Source organism: uncultured Subdoligranulum sp., assembly GCF_937890665.1.
The window spans coordinates 1-10,615 of record NZ_CALADU010000260.1; the positions used below are offsets into that span (position 1 = coordinate 1).

Below are 10,615 nucleotides of genomic sequence, written 5' to 3' on the forward strand. Positions count from 1 at the left end.
GCGCAAACGCGGATGGGCGTATCGTCCATGGCAGGCTCTCCTTTCGGCGGCAGGTCCGCAGCCCCGCCGTACGGGATGTTTTTTCCCAATTGTAGCAGAGGCCACCGTCGCCGGAAAGGTAAAAAACCGGCTTGTGCCGTGCACAAATCCGGGCATTCCGCCGGTCGGGCTGGACACCGCAGTTTTGGCGAACTTCTGCCGCAGTTTTGGCTAGTGCGGCCGGATTTTCCCGGGTGTATGATGCAGAAAAAGCAAAAACCAGGGAGGTTTTATCATGCAGCATCGACCCCATGAAGCCCAGGTCTGGTCCAAGACCGTCACCATCCCCACTTACGGCGTGGGCCAGCCCGACAAGAACCCAATGTTCCTGGAAAAGCGTGTCTACCAGGGTTCCTCCGGCAAGGTCTACCCCTACCCGGTCATTGACAAGATCCTGGACGAAAAGCAGGACAAAGAGTACACCGCTGTCTTTTTGGAGAACGACTACCTCAAGGTCATGATTCTGCCCGAATTGGGCGGCCGCATCCAGCGCGCCACCGACAAGACCAATGGCTACGACTTTGTCTACTACAATCATGTGATCAAACCGGCGCTGGTGGGCCTGCTGGGCCCCTGGATCAGCGGCGGCATCGAGTTCAACTGGCCCCAGCACCATCGCCCCACAACCTTTGCCCCCACCGACTGGCAGATACTGGAGAATGCCGACGGCTCCAAGACGGTGGAGTGCAGCGAGGTGGACCAGATGTACGGCACCAAGGGCAAGGTGTCCTTCACCCTCTACCCCGACAAGGCCTACATCGAGGTCAAGGGCCAGCTGTACAACCGCACGCCGCTGCCCCAGACCTTTTTGTGGTGGGCCAACCCGGCAGTGCCGGTCAACGACAACACCCAGTCCATCTTTCCGCCCGATGTGAACGCGGTGTTTGACCACGGCAAGCGGGCGGTCAGCGACTTCCCCATCGCCACCGGCATCTACTACAAGCATGACTACGGCGCCGGGGTGGACATTTCCCGCTACAAGAACATCCCGGTCCCCACCAGCTATATGTGCGCCCACTCGGACTATGACTTTGTGGGCGGCTACGACTACGGCGTGGGCGCGGGCATCCTGCATGTGGCCGACCACCATGTCAGCCCCGGCAAAAAGCAGTGGACCTGGGGCTGTGGGGATTTCGGCCAGGCATGGGACCGCAATCTGACCGACGCGGACGGCCCCTATGTGGAGCTGATGACCGGCATGTACTGCGACAATCAGCCCGACTTCACCTGGCTGGCCCCCTATGAGGAAAAGGTGTTCACCCAGTACTTCATGCCCTACAAGGCGGCGGCTCAGGTCAAGAACGCCAGCAAGGAGGCTGTTCTCGACCTGGAGGTGCAGGACGGCCGGGCCAGGGTCACCGTTTATACCACCCAGCCCTTCCCCGCCGCCCGGGTGCTGCTGACGGCGGACGGTGCGCCCCTGTTGGACCGCAGCGCCGACCTCTCCCCCACCCAGGTCTTTACCGCCGAGGTGCCCTTCACCGGCAAGGAAACCGTCCTGACCCTGGCGGTGTTCACCGCCGGCGGACGGGAGCTGCTCCGCTATACGCCGCGCCCCAAGACCATCGAGAAGATCCCCGACCCCATGCCCCCGGCCAAGCAGCCAGAGGAGATCCAGACGGTGGAGGAACTGGTGTTCACCGGCCAACACATCGAGCAGTACCGCCACGCCACCTACCTGCCGGCCCCCTACTATCAGGAAGCCCTGCGCCGGGACCCCGGCGACAGCCGCGCCAACACGGCCTACGGCATGCTGCTGCTGCGCCGGGGTCGCTTTGCCGGTAGCGAGCCCTATTTCCGCGCCGCCATCGCCCGGCTGACAGAGCGCAACCCCAACCCCTATGACAGCGAGTCCTACTATGGCCTGGGACTGGCCCTGTTTTACCAGGGCCGGGAGGCGGAAGCCTACGACGCCTTCTACAAGGCTACCTGGACCGCCGCCCAGCAGGAGATGAGCTTTTACTATCTGGCCTGCATCGACGCCCGGCGCGGGGAATACGCCCTGGCGCTGGAGCATGTGGAGCGCAGCCTGGTGAAAAACGGGCACAGCCTGAAGGCACGGGCCCTGCGTGGCCTGCTGCTCCAGGCCCTGGGCCGGGACGCCGAGGCCAGGACCTGGCTGCAGGAAAACCTGCGGCTGGACGGTTTTGACTACACCTCCCGCCTGGCGCTGGGTGACACCGACACCGCCCTGCGGCTGATGGGCGGCCGCCCCTCCACCTTTGTGGAATGTGCCATCGACCTGGCCGAGGCAGGCTTCTGGCAGAAGGCCGCCGATCTGCTGGACCGTTGCCCTGCGCCCACGCCTGTGGTATACTATCACAAAGCGCTGTATGCCGCCCGGTTCGACGCGGCCCGCAGCCAGGCGGCGCTGGCCGAAGCGGCCGGGGCCTCCAGCCTCTACTGCTTCCCCAACCGGCTGGAGGACATCGCGGCCCTGCAGTTCGCCATGGAACACAACCCCGCCGACGCCAAGGCCCCCTACTACCTGGGCTGCCTGTGGTATGACCGCCGCCAGTACGACGATGCCATCGCCTTGTGGGAGCGCAGCGCCGGATCGGACGGGCGTTTCCCCACGGTGTGGCGCAACCTGGCCCTGGCTTACTACAACAAACGGGGCGACGGCGCCAAGGCCCTTGCCAGCCTGGAAAAAGCCTACGCCCTGGACGAAGGGGACGCCCGGGTGCTGCTGGAACTGGATCAGCTGACCCGCAAGCTGGGCCATACCCCCGCCCAGCGGTTGGCCTTCCTGGAGGCGCACCTGGATACCGCCCTGCGCCGGGACGACCTGTATGTGGAGTATGTGACACTGCTCAATGACCTGGGCCGCTATCAGGATGCCTACGACCGCATCATGGCCCACACCTTCCATCCCTGGGAGGGCGGCGAGGGCAAGGTGACCACCCAGTACGCGGTGGCCCTGACCCAGCTGGCCCGGCAGGCTCTGGCCGCCGGGCAGCCCGCCCTGGCCAAGGAACTGCTGCAGAAGGCCCTGGTGTTCCCCCACAACCTGGGCGAGGGCAAGCTGGAGGGCGCCAAGGACAACAACATCTACTACTACCTGGGCCTGGCCGAGCGCGCCCTGGGCCAGGAGGCGGAGGCCGCCGCCCACCTGCGCCGGGCCGCCGCCGGGGATGAGGAACCCGCCAGCGCCCTCTACTACAACGACCAGCCCGCCGACCTGATCCTCTACGAGGGATTGGCCGCCCGGGCCCTGGGGGACGAGGAGCGGGCGTCCAGCCGGTTCCACAAGCTGATCTCCTACGGCAAGAAACACTACTACGATGAGGCGCACATCGATTACTTCGCGGTATCGCTGCCCGATCTGCAGCTCTTCGACGAGGACCTGACCCAGCGCAACCGCGCCCACTGCGAATACCTCATCGGTCTGGGCAGCTATGGTCTGGGCGATGCCGCCACTGCCGCCCGCTGCTACGAGGCTGTGCTTTCCATCGACGCCGCCCACCAGGGCGCCCTGCTGCACAGGGCTCTGCTGGGGTAAACCATCACCCGGGGAGGGGTGCCCATGTTTTCCTGTGAACCGCTGGTCACACCCGGTTCCCGCTATTACAACTACGCCGCCGGGGCCCTGGCCCGGTCCAGCCTGCTCTGCCTGCAGTGCATCGGGCTCTTCACCTACCTGCCCGGCTACCAGCTGGCCCGCCGTTCCTACGACAGCTTTCTGCTGGAGGTGATCCTGGACGGCGAGCTGGAGGGAGAGAGCGACGGCAGACCCTTTCGGGCGGTGCGCGGCAACGCTGTATTGCTGGACTGCTACCGTCCCCACCGCTACGCCTCCGCCACCGGGTGGCAGGCGCTGTGGCTGCACTTTGACGGGCCCGGCGCCCGGGGCTACTACGATTGGATCACCCGGCCCGGCGGTCCCGTGCTGGCCCCCGAAAACTTTGAGGAACTGCACCGCAGTCTGGCAGGATTGTTCCAGCAGTTCGACAACGGCCCCATTCCCGGTGAGGGGCAGATGGCCCGGGAGATCGCCGGGGCGCTGGGGCTGCTGCTGGACCCGCCGGAAACGCCCCCGGGCAGCGGCGGGCTGGACAGGGTGCTGCGCACCATCAACGAAAACCTGCATTGGGAACTCTCGGTGCGGCAGCTGGCGGAGCAGGCCCATTTCAGCGAGTATCACTTTATCCGGCTGTTCCGCAGCCAGGTGGGCATGACACCGCGGCAGTACATCATCACCGCCCGCATGGAACGGGCCCGCCACCTGCTCAAGACCACCGACCTGCCGCTGGAGACCATCAGCGAGCAGGTGGGCTACACCTCCGACAGCGTGTTCTGCACCCAGTTCAAGCGCCGCTACGGGGTGACCCCAACCGAGTACCGCCAAACTTGATACCTGACAGAAAACCGCCCGGGCAGCCTTACGGCTGCCCGGGCGGTTCGCTGTTGTGGTTTTATGACGGACCGGCTTTGGCTTTCATGGCCTCGTAGAGGGCCAGGTCGTCTAGGTGGTTCTCCATATTGGTGATGAGCACCACCCGCGCCTGGGCGGGGGTGTAGAGCACCTGGCGCTGCCAGGTGTAGAAGTAGGGGCCGTCCCCCTGGTTGCGCAGGCAGCCCATCAGGGTGCTGCCGTCCAGGCTATACTGTTCGGTGGAAGAGAAGGTGTCCTCCGTATCCACCTTCATGCGCACAGTGGCAATGTAGTCGGTGTCCGGCTGCACGGCGATGGTCTGGTGCACTTCGCTCTGGTCGGCCAGCTGTACAGCCTGGCTGCCGGTATCGGCGGCATTGGTCAGCGTGACCGTGCCTTTAGTCTGCCAGCCATCCAGACCGTCTTCAAAGTTCCAGTTGCTGACGGGATTGTTGTCGCTGGCGTCCAGTGTGATCTCGATGTCATCGAGGGAAAGACCGTCTGTGTAGTTGACAAAGGTCAGTGTCATCTGGCCGTTGTAGACCAGGACATTGCGGTGCGCGGCTTCTAAAGCGCCAACTTTTCCAGGTATATAAAAAGAATTTCGGAAAATATCAAACTTTTCGACTTGGCCCTTCCAAAAGAATACGTCTCGAATTGTACAAGCTGCACAATTCGAGACGTATTTTACGTTCCAAGGTTCTCCCTTTACCCGGCTACAAATTCAGCGAACCTCGTTTTCCCATCACTTTCGCATGCTTCTTTCCTGTACGGATGGGGATCATTGTGGCAAAAGCGGGCGCAGGGCGTCCGACAGGATTTTTGCCACGACGGTATGGGCCGCGGCGGAAGGATGGTTGTTCGCTCCGATTTGTTCCGATGGCGTAGGAGGAAGGGGCACATACTGTACCGTATCCCCGCTTTCACCGGTATACCGGCGGATGGCTTCCATAATGTAGGGTTGCATCACCTGGCCAAACATGCCGTATGCCCAGACCAGACGCGCGCCCGGGTTGCAACGGCGCAGTTTCTTTAAAAAAGCAACGCCGCACTGCACAAAACGTTCCGCCGTTTCCGTGTCAGGAAGTCCGTCAGGGCCTCGCCGCAGACAAAAACCATCCTGAAAGGGAGGCTCATCCAGTGCAAAACCGTCATTATACCCCAAGTGCACCAGGACGATATCAGGTTGCCAGGCGGCAAAGTCGTTCGGCTGTGCCGCCCCCAGTGCGGCGGCCTGCAGGCCGGGCACCAGGCCGCAGACCATTTCGTAATATGGTGGTAGCGTTTTGGCCCGGTCATTATCCCAGCCTGCTAACAATCCCCAACCGCTTTGCGATAGGATGCGCAGGTCGGCAGCGAGTGCCCGCGCCGTTTGCAGTGCATAATGGTTTTCGGTAGAAAACACCATGGAGACACCATCCTTGGTGCTGACAGCCCCTGCCAATCCCTCGCCGCTGGAAATGCTGTCGCCGATCACTTCGATCTTGTAAGGGCGGGGCGGTATGGCGCGCAGTTCCCCTTCGCAGATGATCGTTGCCAACGTCAGCAACGAAGATGGGTCACGCTGCATGGGCTGGGTCTCTTTATACAGCCGCACGCGCCGCCAGCTGCCCGAAGTCATGTCTCGCCACACGGTCAGGGTATTTTGTCCGCGGCCGAGCGGCTGGCGCAGTACAGTCGCGCCGTCCACCTCCACACGCACCCACGGCTCGCGGGTAGTAAAGCTGGCATCCAGTACAAAGGCCAGCATCCTGGCGTTGGTCTCCAGCTCGACGCCGGAGGCTGTCCAGAACAGCGGCAGCGGGATCTGACGCACCGTGCGGCCATGGATGACGACGCGCGGATCCAGCGGTGAAATTTTCTGATTCATTAGTCTTCCTCCCTGTCAGGCGCAGTCGCGAAGCTCACTTCGCAGCAGCGCCGCAGCCGCAGTTCGCAGCCATTTTCAGCAAACGTACAGCCGTAAAAATGCACCCTGCATACCTCGCCGCCCGGTTCCTCAAATCCTTCGACCTCGACCGGGCAGACCTCCTGCCAGGCCCCCTGCACCAGCGCGCGGCCTGTCAACGTCACGCCGGTGAAGGTAAAGTCAGAAAATTTCGGCGGCTGCGGGGCCGGCATGCCATCGTTGTTGTAGGGCACGGCGTGGATCAGAACGCGCGGGGCGCGGCAGTCCCGCACGGTGATGTCCCGCGCATCCAGCCGGGGCAGCCGCGGTTCGGTGGAGGCCCGGCAGGTCCCCAGGGACCGGCCCTCCAGCCAGACTTCCAGGGTATATTCGGTGGCGGGGGCAAGTCCCGTCAGGGTGCAGTGGGTGTGGGCCACCGTCACCGGAATGCGCCCCCCGGCGCAGACCTCGTAACGGCAGTCCGCCGGTGCCCCGGCGGGTTTGTCCCAGTAGAGGGTCAGGGTATCGGCGGTGGCGCAAACGCGGATGGGCGTATCGTCCATGGCAGGCTCTCCTTTCGGCGGCAGGTTACGGCTGCTGCAGCTTTTTCTGTTTCATGGCCTCGTAGAGGGCCAGGTCGTCCAGGTGGTTCTCCATATTGGTGATGAGCACCACCCGCGCCTGGGCGGGGGTGTAGAGCACCTGGCGCTGCCAGGTGTAGAAGTAGGGGCCATCCCCCTGGTTGCGCAGGCAGCCCATCAGGTCCCGCAGCAGCCAGGCCGTGTGCTTCACATCGGTCAGGCACTCGTTGGCGTAAAAAACCTGCCACTTGCCGTGCTCCCGGCTGCGCAGGGCGGCGTCGGCGGCCAGGTATTCCTCCCGGGCCTGCCCGGCCTTGTAGAAGGCGGTCAGGTACTGCCCCGCCAGCCCGTCAAGGATGGCCTCGGCAGCCAGGGCGCCGCCGGCGTAGCACCGGCGATAGACATCCATCTGCAGCAGCACGCTATCCTGCAGCAGGGCGGGGGCATCAGGGTCGGGGGCCGGATAGCGGCGGGCACCCTCCCGGCAGAGGTCCCGGTACCAGGCCGCCTGCTGCGCCAGGGTGGGCAGTGGGGCTGCCCAGTCCAGCTCATGCTCCGAGCCCTCGCCGCCGTGCATGTACCGGCTGATGAGCACCCGGGCCGGATAGTTGGCGAACTGTTCCCCGGCCACGTTGTCCTCGTGGGGACCAAAATGGAGGGCCGCCGTGTAATATTGGCGGAACGCCTGCTCCGCCCGGGAGGCGTCGGGGCCGTAATAGCGCCGGACATAGCTTTGCAGGAAAGCCCCGGCGGGGGTGGGGCCGTCCTGCCAGATCCGGGCGATGTAAGCCAGGGTGAACAGGTGGGGCTTTACGTTGGAAGCATTGATGATCCAGTATTCCTTCACGCCCCGGTCCAGAACCCGGCCCAGTTCCCGCTCCACGAATTCCGGCGGGGTGGGCAGCATGGTGATGTGGTTGGCCGCCTGCAGGTCGTAGAAGGAGGCGTGATAGTAGATGCCGTGGGGCCCCGGCTCCCCGGGCCCGGGCAGGGCGGGCACCCGGGGGTCGTGGTTGCCCTGGCGGCGGCTGACCATGGCGCCGTAGCCGTTGTCCGCCCAGATCTTGATGACCGCCGGGGGCAGCTGCAGATAGCCGTCCCGGTAGAGCTCCATCACCTCGCCGTACAGGTTGGTTGCGCAGGCCGCGCCGGGGTAGCGCTGCTGCACCAGCTCATACTGGCGGCGGATAAGGCGGCTCATCAGGGCGCCCCGGGCGGCGGGGGTGTCGTAGCGTGGGTCATCCACCCAGAAAGGCCGGTCCCCCTGGCCGCGGAACCCCAGGTTCCAGACCACGTCGGGGCCCTGTTCTTCCAGGGCGGCGATCCACAGCGCCTCGAACTCGGCAGGGTGTTCGTCATAGCGGGGGTCCAGATCGGGGTAGGCCTCGCAGAACAACTGCGCCCCCAGGGGCTCGGCGTGGTGGTGGGTCACGGCCAGTCCCATGCGCTGGGCCAGGGCCCGGTGGCGGGCGGCGTTCTGGCCGGTGCCGGGGATCACCATGTTGCCGCCGCAGCGCAGCAGGGCCTCCAGGGCCATCTCCCAGGGCAGCTCGCTGCTTCCGCCGGGCCGCCAGGCGCTCAGCAGCACCTCATCGTTGAGGAACCACCCCCGCCAGCGCACCGCCGCCGGACGGCTCTGCCGGGCGTAGCCCCCGGCCACCGGGATGCTCTCCTGCGGGGTGAAGTGCTGGTCATTCCAGAACCAGAAGTCCTCCACCCCCAGCAGTTCCCGGCTAATGGCCAAAAGGCCGTAGAGAAAGCCCCGGTCATTCCCGGCGGTCACCGTCAGGGTATCCCCGGCGGCGGTCAGCTGCCAGCTTTCCGGCGGCAGATCCGCCGGTACCAGCCGGATCTGCCCCCCGGGCCGGGCAGTGGGCAGGCAGACGGTGTCCAGGTCCCGGCGCAGGATGTCCATGCCGTGGCGCACCGGGCCGGAGGGATGTTCTGCGATGATCCGGGTATTGCGGTTCAGTTCCATAAAGGACCTCCTTATTTGGGTCGTGCCGCCAAAAGCCCGAGGGCGTGGACGGCGTTTTGGGCGGCTTCCGCCCCTACTTCGTTGTAAGCTTGCTGATAATAGTGGAACGCATCCTGCATCAGGCCCCTGGCCTTCATACCGGCGAAAGTGGTGGAGACAAGGTGGACATGGGACAGTTCCCGGCACAGTTCCTCCTGCGCCTGGCGGATCGGTCCATAGCAGACAGCGGGGGCCTCCCCGTTGTAGCAGCCGATGCGGATCAGGAGGCAATCCTCCACGCCCTGCTCCTGCAGCGCGTGGAACATTTGTGTGAAACGCTGCTTGTATAAGGCGGGCGGTGTGGCCGCGTCCCCGTCCGATTCGCCCTGGCACCAGAGCACCAGACAGCGGCGGATCTGCCATCCGCTTCGGGCAAGGAAGCTCCGGGCCGACTCCAGGCGTTCCTTGGCATCTGTCAGATAGCGGCTGCCAGGCAGCCATTCTTCGATGCGGCTGCCGCCCTTGGACGCCGATACGCCCACCACCGGAACGCCGGTCCGGGCAAACCAGGTGTTGGCAAAGGCGGTGGCAAGGGAGCCGGTCTTTCTCTGCCCATCATCGATGCCGCCGGGGCGGTCCTCCGTGGCGCCGAAGGGTTCTTCCAGGGGGAACAGCCGGCCGGGGGCGGATATGGCACGATATTCATACCCGGCCCCCGGCACAGGTGCCGGGGCGGGCTGAGGGTGCAGCGCATCGGTGATACCGCGCCCTGCCATGTTGGATTGGCCCATAAACAGGACCAGATCGGCCGTATTTTGCATAGTGCCATCCTTCCGGTGTTTGAAACAGAAACCGGCAGGAACACGCGGGGGACCAGGCCTTTGCCCGGTCTCCCTGCGTTCCTGCCGTGTTTGGAAAACGTCGGGCGTTGCGCAAACGGCTTTGCGGGGGTATCAGCCCTTGATGCCGTCGGTGGCGATGCCCTCCACCAGGTATTTCTGGAAGATGATGAACACGACGATGACCGGGATCAGCGACACCACGGACATGGCGAAGAGGCCGCCGTAGTTGTTGAAGCTGTTGGGGTCGGTGTACATGTTCAGCGCCAGCGGGATCGTGAAGTTCTTGGGGCTGCCCACAAAGATCAGCGGCTGGAAGAAGTCCTGCCAGATCCAGTAGAAGGCGAAGATGGAGGCCGAGACGATGGCGGGCTGCACCACCGGCACCAGGATGCGGAACAGGATGCCGATCTTGCTGCAGCCGTCGATCTGGGCGGCTTCATCCAGCTCCTTGGGCACGCCGCGCATGTACTGCACGATGAGGAAGATGAAGAAAGCGTAGCCGAAGCACCAGGGCAGCACCATGGCGGCCAGGGTGTCGTTGAGATGCAGCGCCCGCAGAATGATGTACTGGGGCACCACCATGACCTGGCTGGGGATCATCATCGTCATGATGACGCAGCCGAACCAGAAGCCGGAGCCCCGGAACTTGACGCGGGCCAGGGCGTAGGCCGCCAGCAGCGAGCTGAAGATGCTGGTCACCACCGACACCAGGGTGACGATCACCGAGTTCTTGAAGAAGTGCATAAAGCTGTATCCGGCCACGCCTGCCAGACCGCTGAGGTAGTTCTGCACCACGTCCCAGGTCTCCGGGATCAGGGAGTAGGTGTTGTGGAACATGGTGTCGTTGGACTTGAAGGAGCTGGCCAGCAGCCACAGCAGCGGGTAGATCATGATGAAGCCCAGCAGGCAGGAAAATACATGGAACAGCACCGA

8 protein-coding genes are annotated in these 10,615 nt (G+C 64.2%); 2 read left to right on the forward strand and 6 right to left on the reverse strand.

The genetic code is table 11. The features are described 5' to 3' along the window. The first annotated feature begins 274 nt into the window (after positions 1 to 274). Positions 275 to 3,541: a DUF5107 domain-containing protein gene (locus Q0526_RS14470; RefSeq protein WP_298735022.1), complete on the forward strand. Its 3,267-nt coding sequence runs from the start codon at positions 275 to 277 to the stop codon at positions 3,539 to 3,541. Positions 3,542 to 3,565: 24 nt separating this feature from the next. Further along, positions 3,566 to 4,393, forward strand: a complete 828-nt coding sequence (locus Q0526_RS14475; RefSeq protein WP_298735025.1) for an AraC family transcriptional regulator — start codon at positions 3,566 to 3,568, stop codon at positions 4,391 to 4,393. A 61-nt stretch (positions 4,394 to 4,454) separates the two neighbouring features. On the opposite strand, the gene Q0526_RS14480 is transcribed toward Q0526_RS14475, so the two are convergent. The 6 genes from Q0526_RS14480 to Q0526_RS14505 form a co-directional block, all read right to left on the reverse strand. Next, positions 4,455 to 4,943 carry a carbohydrate binding domain-containing protein gene (locus Q0526_RS14480; protein ID WP_298735028.1) on the reverse strand — a complete coding sequence of 163 codons (489 nt, stop codon included), beginning with the start codon at positions 4,941 to 4,943 and terminating at the stop codon, positions 4,455 to 4,457. 252 nt (positions 4,944 to 5,195) lie between these two features. Then, positions 5,196 to 6,284: a GDSL family lipase gene (locus Q0526_RS14485; protein ID WP_298735031.1), complete on the reverse strand. Its 1,089-nt coding sequence runs from the start codon at positions 6,282 to 6,284 to the stop codon at positions 5,196 to 5,198. Continuing rightward, complete coding sequence (locus tag Q0526_RS14490; RefSeq protein WP_298735033.1) at positions 6,284 to 6,865, reverse strand: fibronectin type III domain-containing protein; 582 nt, start codon at positions 6,863 to 6,865, stop codon at positions 6,284 to 6,286. The genes Q0526_RS14485 and Q0526_RS14490 overlap by 1 nt, the downstream gene beginning before the upstream one ends. A gap of 25 nt (positions 6,866 to 6,890) precedes the next feature. Further along, positions 6,891 to 8,861, reverse strand: coding sequence for a glycosyl hydrolase 115 family protein (locus Q0526_RS14495; protein ID WP_298735035.1), 1,971 nt, complete (start codon positions 8,859 to 8,861; stop codon positions 6,891 to 6,893). Between the two features lie 11 nt (positions 8,862 to 8,872). Then, complete coding sequence (locus Q0526_RS14500; RefSeq protein ID WP_298735037.1) at positions 8,873 to 9,661, reverse strand: sialate O-acetylesterase; 789 nt, start codon at positions 9,659 to 9,661, stop codon at positions 8,873 to 8,875. A gap of 132 nt (positions 9,662 to 9,793) precedes the next feature. Next, a partial coding sequence (locus Q0526_RS14505) for a carbohydrate ABC transporter permease (protein ID WP_298735039.1) occupies positions 9,794 to 10,615 on the reverse strand: 822 nt, incomplete at its 5' end.

What these genes read in the sequence shown, in the direction of transcription:
- Q0526_RS14470 (WP_298735022.1), top strand. Translation starts at nt 275, where the DNA reads ATGCAGCATCGACCCCATGAAGCCCAGGTCTGGTCCAAGACCGTCACC.
- Q0526_RS14475 (WP_298735025.1), top strand. Translation starts at nt 3,566, where the DNA reads ATGTTTTCCTGTGAACCGCTGGTCACACCCGGTTCCCGCTATTACAAC.
- Q0526_RS14480 (WP_298735028.1), bottom strand. Translation starts at nt 4,943, where the DNA reads ATGACACTGACCTTTGTCAACTACACAGACGGTCTTTCCCTCGATGAC.
- Q0526_RS14485 (WP_298735031.1), bottom strand. Translation starts at nt 6,284, where the DNA reads ATGAATCAGAAAATTTCACCGCTGGATCCGCGCGTCGTCATCCATGGC.
- Q0526_RS14490 (WP_298735033.1), bottom strand. Translation starts at nt 6,865, where the DNA reads ATGGACGATACGCCCATCCGCGTTTGCGCCACCGCCGATACCCTGACC.
- Q0526_RS14495 (WP_298735035.1), bottom strand. Translation starts at nt 8,861, where the DNA reads ATGGAACTGAACCGCAATACCCGGATCATCGCAGAACATCCCTCCGGC.
- Q0526_RS14500 (WP_298735037.1), bottom strand. Translation starts at nt 9,661, where the DNA reads ATGCAAAATACGGCCGATCTGGTCCTGTTTATGGGCCAATCCAACATG.